The sequence below is a fragment of the Shewanella aestuarii genome, from assembly GCF_011765625.1.
In the GTDB taxonomy this organism is placed as follows: domain Bacteria; phylum Pseudomonadota; class Gammaproteobacteria; order Enterobacterales; family Shewanellaceae; genus Shewanella; species Shewanella aestuarii_A.
On record NZ_CP050313.1, the window covers coordinates 2,104,220 to 2,120,061 of the forward strand.

Here is a 15,842-nt window from a genome sequence, read left to right on the forward strand (position 1 = left end):
AAATACGATAAACAATGCTTGCCCAAATTGAATCAATACCAATAATCCAAAGAAAAACATGATTAAAGAATAAATTACATTAGTTTTACGCCGTGGCGCCATTTTTTGCTTTCCCAAGCACTCACTTTTTCAAATAATCGCTAATGAAAAAGTGAGCTTACATCAACAATCTGATTAACCAATAACCTCTAATCCGCCCATGTATGGACGTAATACAGTCGGCACTGTAATAGTGCCATCTGCATTTTGGTAGTTTTCCAAAATTGCCACTAGCGTACGCCCTACAGCCAAACCAGAACCATTAAGCGTATGTAATAAAGCTGGCTTGTTATCTGCCTTGTTACGATATCTAGCTTGCATTCTTCGCGCTTGGAAGTCCTTCATATTCGAACAAGAAGAGATTTCACGATAGGTATTTTGTGCTGGCAACCAAACTTCAATATCAAAGGTTTTACTTGCACCAAAGCCCATGTCACCCGTGCATAACACCACGGTACGATAAGGCAACTCTAATGCTTGCAAAATGTTTTCTGCATGCTGAGTTAACTCATCTAATGCTGCCATAGAGTGTTCTGGATGTACGATTTGCACAAGCTCAACTTTATCAAACTGATGCTGGCGGATTAAACCACGAGTATCACGACCGTATGAGCCTGCTTCACTTCTAAAACACGCTGTTAAAGCGGTCATTTTAATCGGTAAGTCAGCTTCTTCAACAATGGTGTCACGGACCAAGTTAGTTAACGGAACTTCAGCGGTAGGGATCAGTGACAAGCTTTGGGCTTCTTCTGTAGCAGGTTTGGTGTGAAATAAGTCTTCACCAAACTTTGGTAACTGCCCAGTACCAAGCAAGCTATCTTCATTCACTAATAAAGGGACATATGCTTCAGTGTAACCGTGTTTGGTAGTGTGCATATCTAACATGAACTGACCAAGAGCACGGTTTAAACGTGCGACTTGCCCTTTCATTACAATAAAGCGAGAGCCGGTAATTTTAACCGCATTTTTAAAATCTAAGCCTTGAACACCTTCGCCTAGATCTAAATGATCTTTCACTTCAAAATCAAATGCTTTTGGTGTGCCCCAGCGACGAACTTCCACATTATCATTTTCATCAGCGCCTGTTGGAACACTGTCATCGGGCAAGTTAGGTATGCTCATTGCAATCATGTTTAACTCTTGCAATAACAAGGCTAATTCCGCTTTTTTTGCGTCTAATTGCGAACCTAAATCACCCACTTGCGCCATAATAGGTGCAATATCTTCACCGCGTGACTTAGCTTGACCAATCGACTTAGAGATGGCATTACGCGAAGCTTGTAACTCTTCTGTTTGCACTTGGAGCGTTTTACGCTTTTCTTCTAATGAGGAAATATGATCAACATCAAGTTGATAACCACGGGTTGCTAATCGCTCAGCAGTGAATTCCAATTCGGTACGCAAAAATTTTGGATCTAGCATGTTGTCAGTTCTTTTAAGTTAAACGCGAGAAAATATTAGTTGTTGCCCCAGATACACCATGAAAATACACAGTATGACGTTCAACAACACATTAAGAATACTTTTAAACCAAAGACCTTGCTGCATGAGCAGCAGAGTATCATTGGAAAAAGTTGAAAACGTTGTTAATGCCCCTAACAAACCAACACCTATCATCGATTTTAGTTCAGGACTTAAATGGCTAAGCTGACCAAGAGCATAAACCATTCCCATTAGAAACGATCCCAGTACATTGACCATCAGTGTACCAAAAGGAAAACTGCTTCCAAATACTTGGATCATAAATAATGAAATAAGATAGCGTAAAACTGCACCAATCGAGCCACCCAGGGCAACAAAAAGGATATTAGTCATATCGTTTATGCTCACTTTGTTGATCTAATTGGTGCAAGTTAGCCAATTTATCTTTGATTCGTTTTTCAAAACCACGAGCTGTGGGTTGATAAAATTGACTATGCTGTAATGACTCTGGAAAATAGTTTTCGCCTGCAGCAAAAGCTCCTGGTTCATCATGGGCATACCGATATTCTTGACCAAAACCTATGTCTTTCATCAGTTGAGTTGGTGCATTACGTAAATGATGAGGCACTGGCTCATGGCCTGTTTGACGAGCAAGGTCTCGCGCCTGTTTAAACGCAGTGTAAACCGCATTACTTTTAGGCGCGCTAGCGAGATACAAAACCGCTTGAGCAATCGCACGTTCGCCTTCAGCTGGGCCAATACGATGGAAACAGTCCCAAGCATTTAATGCAACCGTCATTGCCATTGGATCTGCGTTACCAATATCCTCAGAAGCAATCGCCAGTAAACGGCGTGCGACATATAGCGGGTCGCCACCGCCTTCTAATATGCGGCAATACCAATAAAGTGCAGCATCGGGTGCAGAGCCACGTACAGACTTATGCACTGCTGAAATTAAATCGTAAAATTGATCGCCATTTTTGTCATAACCTGCAACTTGGTGGCCCGCAACTTGAGTCAGCATATCTAAACTAAACTCACCGCCATCCGCTACTAAATCGCTCATTAATTCAATTAAATTAAGTGCCTTACGGGCATCGCCCTCGCAAATATTAGCTAAGGATTGTGCGACTAAGTCTGGTAATACATACTGCTTCTCACCAAAGCCACGTTCTTTATCTTGTAATGCTTGCTGAGCAATCTGAATTATTTCATCATCGGTTAAGCGGTTAATTAAATAGACTCTGGCACGGGAAAGTAGCGCATTATTTATTTCAAATGAGGGATTTTCAGTGGTTGCGCCAATAAAGATCACTGTGCCATCTTCTATAAAAGGCAAAAACGCATCTTGCTGACTTTTATTAAATCGATGAACTTCATCAACAAATAACAAGGTACGTTGGCCACGACTTTGAGCAATAGCTTTCGCTTGTTCAATCGCTGCACGAATATCTTTAACACCAGAGGTTACAGCTGAAATCCGCTCAACATGTGCGTTGGCATAATGCGCAACAAGCTCCGCTAAGGTTGTTTTTCCGGTACCTGGCGGCCCCCAAAGCAACATAGAATGAGCACGGTTAGCTTCTAATGCTTGACGTAAAGGTTTCCCTTCACCCAACAGATGCTTTTGACCTATGTATTCACTAATGACACGTGGTCGCATTCTAGCCGCTAACGGCCTGAAATCAGGGGCGAAGTTAAAATCTAAATTTGCCACAGTAACTTATTGGACCTGCTTTAAACGTTGATCGTCAATATCAACATTTTCAGGAATAGCAAAACTAAAAATAGCTTGTTCGCTTTCGTTGACTACGCGCTGCTCAGACAAACTAAATTGGCTTAAATTGCCTTGTTCATCAGTTAAATTGAAAGATGATAACTGATTTTGCTTAAAACACACGTTCACTGACACCACATTGCCAGTGACAGTTTTAGGCTGAATATCAAAACAGTCCTCTTTAGCCTGAACAGAGGTAACCGAATACTGTGACCAGGTCTGCTCATCACGGTGAACCAATAAAGCTATTGGTGAGGCATCTACCGCTTGCGACACATCCATTACCGTGACTTCTTCTGCAAATGGATTGTAGATCCACAAGTTTAAACCATCAGCAACGATTAACGATTCATCTGGCTGAGTTAGATGCCAATAGAACTTATTCGGATATGATAAGGCAAAGATACCCTCACCTGATTGAATTTGCTTATTGTTTACATCGGTAACCTGCTGGACAAATTTTGCATGCAGGCTATCAATGTTACTCAGTTTATCTCTAAGTGCGCTGGCATCATCAGCAAATACAGCTCCACTGCAAATCAATGTAGATGCCATAATTGAAATTTTCATAGCTTGCTTAAATAGCATACTTTTTCCTATTAATGCTTTGGTGGCGGTGGCGCTAATACTTCACGATTACCATTATGACCTTGGGAACTCACAATACCTTGTGACTCCATCATTTCGATAATACGTGCTGCGCGGTTATAACCAATCTTAAATTTACGTTGAACGCTTGAAATTGAACCGCGACGGGTTTCGGTAACAAATGCCACAGCTTCATCATACAATGCATCTAATTCTTCTTCATTATCTGAGGTTTCTCCCGGCAATAACACTTGCTCACCATCAGAAACACCATTTAAAATTTCATCAATATATTGCGGTTTACCACGTTCACACCAATCAGCAACCACCTTGTGTACTTCATGATCATCAATAAATGCACCATGAATTCGGCTTGGAACACTGGTTCCTGGTGGCAAATACAACATATCTCCCATACCCAATAAGGTTTCAGCACCTTGTTGATCTAAAATGGTACGAGAATCAATACGCGATGAGACTTGGAATGCAATTCGTGTTGGAATATTCGCCTTAATTAAGCCAGTGATCACATCTACCGATGGGCGTTGTGTGGCTAAAATTAAGTGGATCCCAGCCGCACGGGCTTTTTGCGCAATACGGGCAATAAGTTCTTCAACCTTTTTGCCAACAATCATAATCATGTCGGCAAATTCATCAACGACAACAACAATTGCGGGTAATTTTTCTAACGGCGGCGCTTCATCTAGCATGCTTTCAGATTGCTTCCACAAGGGATCGGGTATGTATTCGCCCATAGCAGCGGCTTCTTTAATTTTGATGTTATAACCTTTAAGGTTACGCACACCTAATGCGGACATGAGTTTATAACGACGCTCCATTTCTCCGACACACCATCGTAAAGCATTCGAGGCCTCTTTCATGTCGGTGACCACTTCACAGAGTAAATGTGGTATCCCTTCATACACAGATAACTCAAGCATTTTAGGGTCAATCATGATAAAGCGAACATCGTCAGGACCAGATTTATACAACAAACTGGTGATCATCACGTTCACGCCAACAGACTTACCAGAACCCGTTGTACCTGCAACCAAAAGATGTGGCATTTTTGCAAGGTCAACTACCACTGGCTCACCTGAAATATCTTGGCCTAATACCATCGACAAGGTTGACTTACTGTCTCTAAATTCTTGACTGTCTAACACATCGCGCATAAATACTGTTTCACGGAATTTGTTCGGTAACTCTAAGCCGACATAAGCTTTACCAGGGATAACTTCAACCACACGTACGTTTTCAGACAACAATGAGCGCGCCAAATCTTTTGATAGATTTGTGATTTTTGATGCTTTTACGCCCGGTGCCAATTCTAGTTCAAAGCGGGTAATTACCGGCCCAGGAAACACGCCCACCACGTTAGCTATAATATTAAAGTCTGCTAATTTTGCTTCAACCAATCTAGCAACTTGTTCCAACTCTTCTTCGCTAATTGGATTTTTCTTTCTATCTGGCACATCAAGTAAGCTAATGCTTGGTAGTGGCGCCATTGGTTTTCTGGCCTCTTGAGGTGTCTGGCCATCAATAAGCACGATACCATCTACAATTTTGGCTTCTTTTTTAGGCGCTTGGCGTGCTACCAGTGCCCCAGTAGAATGTGTGGTATCAAATTCAGGTGCCTGTTCGTCAATATTACGAGTAACTTGATCTAATGAGGCAAGCTCTTCAACATCATCAATAGCGGAAAAACTTGGGGTTTTATCTTCCTCTTCAGCATTCCAAGGAACAAAAGAAGGTTCAATATCATTAATATCTTGATGAGTCATTAAGGGTTGTAATGTGTCATCGTCATCAAAATCAGACTGAATCTCAACGGATTCCTGTTTCGCTTTTCGACTAAAAAAGCTACGCTTTTTATCCGCTTTTGAGATAGGCACTTCAAAAGATTTAGTTTTAGTTTCAGGTTGTTGTTCGTTAATGATGGGTGATGCACCAGTATCAGAATCAGCTCTTGTTGGTTTTATATCGGCTACCGTTTCTACATTGTCTTCTTCAAAACCCTTTTCTCTGCGAGCTTTAAAGTTATCAACCACAGACATAAAGCCTCGTGTATCTTCTGTTTCACGCTCACGTGTCAGGCTTTGAGGAATAGACCATATTTTAAGTGCTAACCAAATACAACCATGACCAAGTAATTCAATAATGGTTAACCAGCTTATCCCCGTAGCAAGCGTAAAACCTGCACCAATAAAACACAGCAATAATAGTGTGGTACCTAACACATTAAAATATGGCAGCATGGCTTGACTGATCACATCCCCTGCAACGCCACCAGCAGAAAATACATAAATGTCATCAACATTCATGCTCACTAGTGAGGCAAGCGCAAGTACCATTAACATAAAACCGATAATGCGTAATCCCACAGAGAAATAGTCAATCTCCAATAATCGATGAGCTCGATTAAAGAAAAACCAACCTGTTGTCGCAATAATGATAGGAATTAGATAGGCAATAAAACCAAAGAAATAAAATAATACATCCGCAGTCCAAGCACCAACAGCACCAGTCCAGTTGTGTATTTCACCTTGAAAATGTGACTGACTCCAACCCGGATCATTTGGATTGAAGCTAGACAGAGCAAGTAAAATGTAGGTTGCAATCATGCAACAAAAAATTAAACCACCTTCAAGAAGTCGCTGAAGACCACTTAGGGTTTTTACACTATTTCCTTGAGTCAAACGAATTATCCATACCTGAAATTAGAAGAATTTAACATAACAGAATTTGTTAGTATTTTCAGTGATTATGCACTTTCGAGACGATAAGCTCAATGGAATGTGAAGAGGATTTCACCGCTTACTGGGTGATAAAGTTTTCAAGCTGATTTTATGAACAAAAATAGCAAGTTTCCTTGCTATTTTTCTTAGGGGTTAACAATTTACAGCCCTTTTACGACTCAGAAATAAGGTTAAGTGCGACTTTATTAGTTTGCTTAACTTCTTCCATCACCACGTATGTACGGGTATCAGAAACTGAGGGTAATTTTAACAAGGTTTCACCCAGTAAACGACGATATGCAGACATATCCGACACGCGGGTTTTTAACAAATAGTCAAAATCACCAGATACTAAATGACATTCTTGAATATCATCAAGTAGCTGAACAGCACGATTGAAGCGATCGAAAATATCTGGAGTATCACGATTTAAGGTGATTTCAACAAACACTAACAGTGATGCACCAAGGTAATGTGGGTTGACCAATGCAGCATAACCATTGATAAAACCTTGTTTCTCGAGTCGTTTAACTCTCTCTAAACAAGGTGTAGGGCTAAGACCAACACGCTTTGACAATTCAACATTAGAGATACGACCATCCGATTGGAGTTCGTTCAAAATGTTACGGTCAATACGGTCTAAATCTTTAACTGAATAGTTCTTATTATTTGCCATATTTATAACTCTAATTTACCACTTTAACAACATTTTTATCTTTTTATTATCAAACTTCAGCAGCATAAACTACCTAGCCGGTACTATACTAGACACCTCTGAAATAAGCACGTTCAGGGATAAGAATTTATAAGAAAAATACTCGTTACTCCTACGAGTTCAATCCAAATCGAGGCTCAAAAATGATTATTGGTGTTCCAACAGAAATCAAAAACCACGAATATCGTGTTGGTATGGTTCCTTCAAGCGTTCGCGAATTGACAAGTAAAGGTCATGAAGTCTTTGTTCAGTCTGATGCTGGTGTTGGTATTGGCTTTACTGATCAAGATTATATCGAAGCAGGTGCTTCAATTTTGGCTACTGCAGCTGAAATCTTCGCTAAAGCTGACATGATTGTAAAAGTAAAAGAGCCGCAAGCTGTTGAGCGTGCAATGTTACGTGAAGACCAAATCTTATTTACTTATTTGCATTTGGCACCAGATTTACCGCAAACAGAAGATTTAATTAACAGCGGTGCAGTATGTATCGCTTATGAAACTGTGACAGATGACCGTGGTGGCTTACCATTACTTGCTCCTATGTCTGAAGTCGCAGGACGAATGTCAATTCAAGCTGGCGCTCGTGCTCTTGAAAAGTCATTAGGTGGCCGTGGCATGTTATTAGGTGGCGTACCAGGTGTTGAGCCTGCCAAAGTTGTTATTATTGGCGGCGGCATGGTGGGAACAAATGCTGCGCAAATGGCTGTAGGTATGGGTGCTGACGTGGTCGTACTTGACCGCAGCATTGATGCTTTACGACGCTTAAATGTCCAGTTTGGCTCTGCCGTTAAAGCTATATATTCAACTGCCGATGCGATTGAGCGCCATGTTTTAGAAGCCGATCTTGTTATTGGTGGTGTACTTGTGCCAGGTGCAGCTGCACCAAAACTTGTTACCAAAGAGATGATCAAGCGCATGAAACCTGGCAGTGCCATTGTTGACGTAGCTATTGACCAAGGCGGCTGTGTTGAAACCTCGCACGCCACCACTCACCAAGATCCAACTTACATAGTAGATGACGTCGTTCACTATTGTGTGGCAAACATGCCAGGAGCTGTGGCACGAACTTCAACGTTTGCATTGAACAATGCTACCTTACCTTACATCATTAAATTGGCGAACTTGGGTTACAAACAAGCATTGTTACATGACAAACATTTACTTAATGGTTTAAATGTTATCCATGGGAAGTTGGTTTGTAAGGAAGTCGCAGAAGCATTAAATCTGCCTTTCACTGATCCTAAAGCTCTATTGGCGTAGACTTTAGCCTATTGTAATAAAAAAATACCGCTAAATTAGCGGTATTTTTTTTGATAAAAAGGCTCATCTTAAACAGAATAAAGTGTGGTTATTATATTGAAACTCAAAATAAACAACTGTTTTAAATCATACAAATGATTGAAAGACATAATCGTGCAATCTAACTGGTTAACTATCGGATAATAAAGAGATAAATTCGTTCTTAGGCATAGGACGATAAAAATAATAGCCTTGCACAAAAGGGATGTTCTGTTGATTGATAAAGGCTAATTGTGCTTCGGTTTCTACCCCTTCAGCAATCACATTCAGATCGAGCGCTTTACTGATACTGACAATTGCTTCTATCAAGGCTTTATGGCGTTTATCGGTTTCTAATTGCTGTATAAATGATTTATCTATTTTAACTTGATCAACAGGAAAATTAACTAAATAGGACAATGATGAATATCCGGTACCAAAATCATCAATTGAAATACGTATACCTCGCTTTCTCAGCATAGATAACAACTCATTGACTTCATTTTTTTGCTTCATCAATAGTGATTCTGTGATCTCTAAAGTAATTAACTTATATGGAAAAACATCAATATCGAGCTCTTGTAAGATGTCATCGAAAAATTGGATAAAGTTGTGTTGAAGCTCAGAAGACCAAAACTCTAACGTTGAAACGTTAATTGAAATTGGCATAGTGATGTTTTTTTGCTGTAACTCTATAGCTGTGATCACAGCTTGCTTTCTCACCCATGCGCCAATCTCAACAATCAAGCCAGATTGTTCAGCAATAGGAATAAATTCATCAGGAGGAATAAACTCATCATTATATCGCCAACGCAGTAAAGCTTCTGCTTTAACAATTTTACCTGATTTGGGCTCTACAATGGGTTGATAATAAAGTTGTAATTCCCCCTGGTGAATCGCTTTCTTTAAATGAAAGTGAATCTTAGCGGTACGTTCAGCTTCTATTTGAATTTCTTGATTGAAAAATTGATAACAATTGCGCCCTCTTGCTTTGGCATTATACATGGCTTGGCTGGCACAATTTAGCAGTTGTTCGGCACTTATGGCATCGCTACCATAACGCGCAAAACCGATACTCATTGTCAGTGAAATATGCTGACCATTAATGAGTATTTCACGGCCAATTTCTTTACTGACAAGGTTTGCAAGGGACACTAAATCTTCAGAATTTTGATTACCGGAAAAGACAATCGCAAATTCATCGGCGGCGACTCGTGCAGGTAAGCTGTTTTCAGGCAACACCTTAATTAAGCGGCTCGCCACGTTACGCAAAACAAGATCACCATTGTCATGCCCTAAGGTATCATTGATTTGTTTAAAATAATCTAAATCTAACAGCATGATACTGAATTTAGCTGATTGGTAATCTTGGTTTGTTCCCTGCTTAATTAGCTCTTCTAATTTTTTGAATAGGTATTTACGATTAGCCAAGCCTGTTAACTGATCATAATTGTTTTGAAAATCTATTAATTTTTCAGCTGTTTTACGCGCTGTAATATCAGTAAACATCCATGCATAACAATTTTGTCGTGTCAATGAATCACGGATCACAGTGACAATTAATTTGATGTCAATGATATCATCTGCCGCTTTTAACCCTTTAAGTTGCCCTTGCCAAGCATGCCCTCTCTCTATACTAAGCATTAAATCGTTAACAAGTTCAGGATCTGAGCAGCTCAAATACTGGACAATATCAAAAAATTTTGAATCCGCAATGTAACTTGGAGTAGATTCTAAAAAGGTAGGATTTACCGATAACACATCATGCTTGTCATTGGTGATCACTAAGGCAATGGGCAAATTTTCAAATATTTTACTATTTAAACGTTGCAGATGAAGGCCACGACTGCGTTCGATCGCTAAACTTGCCAGTCTTGCTGCTTCTTGAATTAAATTGAGATCTTGATCTGTAGGGGCTTTTATTGTGTCGTAATACATAGCAAATGTACCTAACACTTTTCCAACACTATCAAAAATAGGTTCAGACCAACAAGCTTTAAGACCCGCCTTTAATGGAAGTTGCTTATAAGCCTCCCAATATGGATGATTCTCAATATCTTCAACAATCACTCGTTGACATAAAAAAGCAGCGGTTCCACAAGAACCCACATTAGGGCCAATTCCAACACCATTTATTGCTTCATTGTATTCAGAAGGCAAATTAGGTGCGGCTCCTGACAACAATCGTTTACCATCATCACTTAACAGTAAAACAGACGCTTTTGTCCCCACTTTTTGTGCTTCAATCAGTAGAACCAATGCATGTAGAATTTCGCCTAAAGGTAGGCCTTCAAGTACCATGTTTAAAATAGCACTATAACGCTCAATACTAGAACGATAATCACTCGTACTAACTTGAGTAAGGTAATCTTTCATATCTGGCTGACCCGAGTCCATAAAACTCCAAAAACAGAGACTAAATGCCGAAAACTGCTAAATGATTAGTATTAGATTATGCATAAAGACAAACATTATCAAACTTTAATAGTGAATAAATTTATCTTGATGATTAAATAAACAGCCAGTTAAGTTTTCACAGATATTTAATTTAATTTTGATGTAAAAAAATGAGCGGTATATAACAAAAAAATGAGTGTAAATGGTTAACTTTTTAAGAAAAATCACCTTATAAATAAAATGGTAAAATCAAATTTATCTAGCAAAAAATAGTTTATGTTGAAACACTAACAGATAATAAAAAACCCATAATTAACTACTTAATTATGGGTATAGATTCAATGTGATGTTTAGCTATTCAGAAACACGTTTCATTCTGGCTAAATAGAAACCATCAAATCCACGTTCTGATACCAATATTGTTTCGTCATCAATAAACTCAAATTGTGGATGTTCTGCTAAAAAACGATCCACTTGATGACGATTTTCATCTGGCATAATTGAACATGTCGCGTAAATAAGCATGCCGCCTACTTTTACCATACGACTGTAACTATCAATAATTTGCTTTTGCAAATCGATAAGCACAGGTAGACGCTCTGCGGTATCACGCCACTTAGAGTCTGGGTTGCGTTTTAATACACCAAGTCCAGAACAAGGTACATCCAGTAAAACTCTATCTGCGGTCAATTTTAAGCGCTTAATGGTTTTTGAACTTGCAATAATACGGGTTTCGACATTATGCGCACCTGCGCGTTTTGCACGAGTTTTAAGGTTATCGAGTTTCCACTGCTCAATATCCATGGCCAATAAACGACCTTTACCTTGCATTTGAGCTGCAATGTGTAATGTCTTGCCTCCTGCGCCAGCACAGGCATCTACAACGCGCATACCGGGTTTGGCATCAACGGCTGCAGCAACAAGTTGCGAGCCAGCATCTTGTTGCTCAAATAAGCCATTTTTAAAAGATTCGGTACGAAATAATGCTGAATCTGAAATAACTTCAATTGCACTATCAACATCGTCAACCTCTTTAGCTTGCACGCCTTCTTTACTTAGCTTAGTTAATAAACTTTGTCGATCGCACTTTAAAGTATTGACTCGAAGATAACGTTTAGGTGCTTGCATTAATGCTTGACGCTCAGCAGGCCATTTCTTTTGTAACTGTGCTTGGCCTAATTCATCTAACCATTGTGGGCAACCATCCCACAATACTTGGTTTAATTTAGCTTGCTCAATTTTTTCGGCTAATAACTTGGCGTCCACTTGCAATGAATACTGCATTTTGGGTAACTCAAGACCGTGAAACAAATGCCAGCCGTTTAACAGCTTTGAGCCTAAACGTTCAAACTCTGTGGGCTCTATATCAACGATAAAACAATATAGGTTTAGGCGGCGCAAAATATCACCAGTAACAACGGTAATCCGAGCTTGCTCAGTGGGGTCTAATTTTACACCAGAGAAGTTATGTGAGTAGGCGCGGTCTAACGGTTTACCTTGGGTTAATACCATGGTTAATACGTTCAACACCAATTCAGAAGAACTGCCAGATAAAGGATAAGTCAGCATAACACTCTCAATAATACAAAAAAGAAAACAGCCGCGATCATAGGTATTTAGCCAGCTGATAGCAATAAAAAAGCGACCTATTAGGCCGCTTTCGCTTTAATGATGTTCTGCTTTTACATTTTTGAACCTTTCGCGCCGTAAAATAGAATAAAAGCGTAACAGACAACCGCAAGTATAAATGAAGGTTGTAATCCCATTGAGTCAGCCAAAACCCCTTGTAACAGGGGTAATATTGCGCCACCAACAATGGCCAAGCATAAAATGCCTGAGCCTTGAGAAGTGTGTGGACCTAAATCCCGTAACGCTAAACTAAAGATTGTTGGGAACATAATTGAATTGAATAATCCAACTGCCAAAATTGACCACATAGCGATAGCCCCTGCGGTATTCATGGCTACCATGACTAACACAGCGGCCATAAAGGCATTAAATGCCAATACCGTTCCTGCGGAAACTTTTTGCATAATGGCAGAACCAATAAAGCGCCCTACCATTGCACCGCCCCAATAATAAGTAATGTACTTTGCCGCATCAGCTTCTTGTAGGCCGACAATATGCTCTTCACCTAAAAAGTTAACCAAAAAGCTACCAATTGATACTTCAGCACCGACATAGACAAAAATACCAACCGCACCAAGAACAAGATGTACTGATTGTGTTGCGCTAGTTTTACCTTTGTGGCTCACTTTGCCGTTTACATCGGCAGGTTCGCTGTGCTCTACAATTTTTGGTAATGATAGTTTTGAAAATATTAATGCCAGTAAAGCTAACATGCCAGCTAACAATAGGTATGGCATTTTAACCACAGCAGCTTCTGCTTGCGCGTGGGTTAACTCAGCGGTAGCACCAGAAGCGACCGATAAAATTAACACCGCACCAAAAAATGGCGCTACCGTTGTACCCAATGCATTAAAAGCTTGGGTAAGATTCAAGCGACTTGAAGCGGTTTCAGCACTGCCTAATGCATTAACATATGGGTTAGCGGCAACTTGCAAAATGGTAATGCCTGATGCCAGTACAAATAAGGCCCCAAGGAACAATCCATAAACAGCATAATCAGCAGCAGGATAAAATAGCAAACATCCTAAACTGGCAATCGACAAACCTGTCACAATGCCTTTTTGATAACCAAGCTTTTTAACTAATGATCCAGCAGGTAGAGACACCAAAAAATATGCACCGAAGAAGCAAAATTGAATCAACATAGCTTCGGTATAACTTAATGAAAAAACTGATTTTAAATGAGGTATTAAAATGTCATTTAAACAGGTAATAAATCCCCACATAAAAAACAAAGAAGTCAGCGACACCAGAGCAAAACGATAACTGCCACTATTAACAGGGGCAGCACTGGTGCTGCTAGTTGAAATTGTAGACGCCATAAAAAATCACTTATCAATTATTGTTATTTTGTATGAAACACACATACACTATTTTCGAGCGTTTTAAGCTAGAACAAACCGTTAACTTTAATCAACCAATTTAATTAGTCGATCAAAGCATAAAAACTAGCATAAGCCGGAAGCTTGATTGCATCATCTTCAATTCGCCCAGCCACTAAACCATGGTTTTCTAACACGGATGAAATAGCCAAGTTAGACCAATTAAATTCAACATTGGCATTCGAAAGGTTAAACAACACCAGCATGCTTTTATCAGCTTTAGTGCGTTTAAACGCCAGAATAGCGGGATCGGCATCCAAAAATTCAATATCTCCATCAATTAATAATGGTTGGGTTTTTCGCCATGCTAAAAAGTTGCGGTAACTATTTAACGTCGAATGTTGATCATCTTGCTGAATATCAACCGCTTTGTCTGCATGTTCACCCGATATAGGTAACCAAGGTTTCACTTGACTAAAACCTGCTTGCAATTGGGATTTAACCCATGGCATTGGTGTACGGCAACCATCACGACCTTTAAACATTGGCCAAAATGCAATGCCAAAAGGATCTTGCAGTTCATCATAACTAATGGTGGCTTCGGTTAGGCCAAGCTCTTCACCTTGATAACTGCAAATACTGCCACGTAATGAAAACAACATCGCATTGAGCATTTTCACCATCGCAGGATCCGTTTCACCTTTGCCCCAACGCGTCGCAACCCGCTGAACATCGTGATTTCCAATAGCCCAACATGGCCAGCCATCACCAATGCTTGCTTCTAATTCTTCAACCGTTTGACGAATATAAGCTGCACTAAAATCATCAGTTAATAACTCAAAGCTATAGGCCATATGTAATCGGTCATCACCTTGAGTGTATTCAGCCATGGTGGCTAATGAGTCTTCAGATGATACCTCTCCTAAAGTAACCGCCCCAGGGTATTGATTAATCAGTGCCCGTAACTCTTCAATGAACCCGACGGTTTGTGGCCGAGTGTTATTGTAATAATGGTATTGATAAGCATAAGGGTTGTCTTCACTAAACCCTCTACCTTGTCGTTGATCTTTGGGTTTTGCTGGGTTGTCACGTAATTGCTCGTCGTGATAACAGAACGTAATCGCATCTAACCGGAATCCATCTACGCCCTTTTTCAGCCAAAATTCAACATTGCTTAGTACGGCTTGGCGTAACTCATCACAATGAAAATTAAGATCGGGCTGGCTTTTCAGAAAATTATGTAAATAGTATTGTTGACGACGCGGTTCCCACTCCCAAGCGCAACCACCAAATATAGCTAACCAATTATTTGGTGCACTGCCATCCTCTTTAGGATCAGCCCAAACATACCAGTCTGCTTTGGGGTTGTTTCGGCTTTGACGACTTTCTTCAAACCAAGCGTGTTGATCTGACGTGTGACTTAACACTTGGTCGATGATGATCTTGATATTTAATTCATGGGCTTTAGCAATCAACTCATCAAAATCTGCCATGGTGCCAAACATTGGGTCAATTTCTAAATAATCACTAATGTCGTAACCAAAGTCTTTCATGGGTGATTTGAAAAAAGGAGATATCCAAATCGCATCAACATTTAAGCTAGCAATATAATCAAGCTTTGTAATTATGCCTTGAAGATCTCCGACACCGTCGTCATTCGAATCCATCAAACTTCGCGGATACACTTGGTAAATAATACCACCCCGCCACCAGTTAACCTGACCCATTGCTTCCCCTTAAATAGTCGCTAACACCAAACTCTTTAAATGCTAACAACATGTTACAGCGTCATTAACACGCCATCGTTATATTCTTGTTACAGCGAGGATACGTGAATAAGGAAATCAGGTTCAATACGCCTGCATACGTATGCAACAAAATAGAACCAAACACAAACCAGCGTTTAATGGATTTATTTACATATTTACAAAGACTTAA

Annotated in this window: 11 protein-coding genes; 1 reads left to right on the plus strand and 10 read right to left on the minus strand. The window is 39.9% G+C overall.

The features are described from left to right. Window positions 1-174: 174 nt before the first annotated feature. From serS to lrp, 6 genes are all read right to left on the minus strand, one after another. Window positions 175-1,461 (minus strand): serine--tRNA ligase, encoded by a 1,287-nt coding sequence (gene serS / locus HBH39_RS09515; RefSeq protein ID WP_167677704.1) that lies wholly within the window; start codon window positions 1,459-1,461, stop codon window positions 175-177. A gap of 18 nt (window positions 1,462-1,479) precedes the next feature. Beyond that, window positions 1,480-1,854 carry a fluoride efflux transporter CrcB gene (crcB, locus tag HBH39_RS09520; RefSeq protein WP_167677706.1) on the minus strand — a complete coding sequence of 125 codons (375 nt, stop codon included), beginning with the start codon at window positions 1,852-1,854 and terminating at the stop codon, window positions 1,480-1,482. Further along, on the minus strand, window positions 1,847-3,178 hold the full coding sequence (locus tag HBH39_RS09525; RefSeq protein WP_167677708.1) for a replication-associated recombination protein A: 1,332 nt from the start codon (window positions 3,176-3,178) through the stop codon (window positions 1,847-1,849). Before HBH39_RS09525 ends, crcB begins: the two co-directional genes overlap by 8 nt. A gap of 6 nt (window positions 3,179-3,184) precedes the next feature. Next, a complete protein-coding gene (gene lolA / locus HBH39_RS09530; RefSeq protein ID WP_244325632.1) occupies window positions 3,185-3,826 on the minus strand; it encodes an outer membrane lipoprotein chaperone LolA in 642 nt (213 codons plus the stop codon). A gap of 11 nt (window positions 3,827-3,837) precedes the next feature. Next, complete coding sequence (locus tag HBH39_RS09535) at window positions 3,838-6,525, minus strand: DNA translocase FtsK (RefSeq protein ID WP_167677710.1); 2,688 nt, start codon at window positions 6,523-6,525, stop codon at window positions 3,838-3,840. Between the two features lie 211 nt (window positions 6,526-6,736). Beyond that, entirely contained in the window at window positions 6,737-7,240 is a 504-nt protein-coding gene (gene lrp / locus HBH39_RS09540) for a leucine-responsive transcriptional regulator Lrp (RefSeq protein ID WP_167677712.1), read from the minus strand. Between the two features lie 182 nt (window positions 7,241-7,422). Between lrp and ald the strand changes: the two genes are divergently transcribed. Then, complete coding sequence (ald, locus tag HBH39_RS09545) at window positions 7,423-8,538, plus strand: alanine dehydrogenase (protein ID WP_167677714.1); 1,116 nt, start codon at window positions 7,423-7,425, stop codon at window positions 8,536-8,538. Between the two features lie 168 nt (window positions 8,539-8,706). On the opposite strand, the gene HBH39_RS09550 is transcribed toward ald, so the two are convergent. The 4 genes from HBH39_RS09550 to HBH39_RS09565 all read right to left on the minus strand — a co-directional run bounded on the left by HBH39_RS09550 (window position 8,707) and on the right by HBH39_RS09565 (window position 15,631). Further along, on the minus strand, window positions 8,707-10,953 hold the full coding sequence (locus HBH39_RS09550; RefSeq protein WP_167677716.1) for a sensor domain-containing phosphodiesterase: 2,247 nt from the start codon (window positions 10,951-10,953) through the stop codon (window positions 8,707-8,709). A gap of 354 nt (window positions 10,954-11,307) precedes the next feature. Next, window positions 11,308-12,522, minus strand: a complete 1,215-nt coding sequence (locus HBH39_RS09555) for an RsmB/NOP family class I SAM-dependent RNA methyltransferase (protein WP_167677718.1) — start codon at window positions 12,520-12,522, stop codon at window positions 11,308-11,310. A gap of 113 nt (window positions 12,523-12,635) precedes the next feature. Beyond that, complete coding sequence (locus HBH39_RS09560) at window positions 12,636-13,904, minus strand: sugar MFS transporter (protein ID WP_167677720.1); 1,269 nt, start codon at window positions 13,902-13,904, stop codon at window positions 12,636-12,638. A 104-nt stretch (window positions 13,905-14,008) separates the two neighbouring features. After that, window positions 14,009-15,631 carry an alpha-glucosidase family protein gene (locus tag HBH39_RS09565; protein ID WP_167677722.1) on the minus strand — a complete coding sequence of 541 codons (1,623 nt, stop codon included), beginning with the start codon at window positions 15,629-15,631 and terminating at the stop codon, window positions 14,009-14,011. Between the last annotated feature and the right edge of the window lie 211 nt (window positions 15,632-15,842).

Bases quoted from the DNA above. Each gene is read 5' to 3' on its own strand.
- serS (WP_167677704.1), bottom strand. From the start codon at position 1,461: ATGCTAGATCCAAAATTTTTGCGTACCGAATTGGAATTCACTGCTGAG.
- crcB (WP_167677706.1), bottom strand. From the start codon at position 1,854: ATGACTAATATCCTTTTTGTTGCCCTGGGTGGCTCGATTGGTGCAGTT.
- lolA (WP_244325632.1), bottom strand. From the start codon at position 3,826: ATGCTATTTAAGCAAGCTATGAAAATTTCAATTATGGCATCTACATTG.
- lrp (WP_167677712.1), bottom strand. From the start codon at position 7,240: ATGGCAAATAATAAGAACTATTCAGTTAAAGATTTAGACCGTATTGAC.
- ald (WP_167677714.1), top strand. From the start codon at position 7,423: ATGATTATTGGTGTTCCAACAGAAATCAAAAACCACGAATATCGTGTT.
- HBH39_RS09550 (WP_167677716.1), bottom strand. From the start codon at position 10,953: ATGGACTCGGGTCAGCCAGATATGAAAGATTACCTTACTCAAGTTAGT.
- HBH39_RS09555 (WP_167677718.1), bottom strand. From the start codon at position 12,522: ATGCTGACTTATCCTTTATCTGGCAGTTCTTCTGAATTGGTGTTGAAC.
- HBH39_RS09560 (WP_167677720.1), bottom strand. From the start codon at position 13,904: ATGGCGTCTACAATTTCAACTAGCAGCACCAGTGCTGCCCCTGTTAAT.
- HBH39_RS09565 (WP_167677722.1), bottom strand. From the start codon at position 15,631: ATGGGTCAGGTTAACTGGTGGCGGGGTGGTATTATTTACCAAGTGTAT.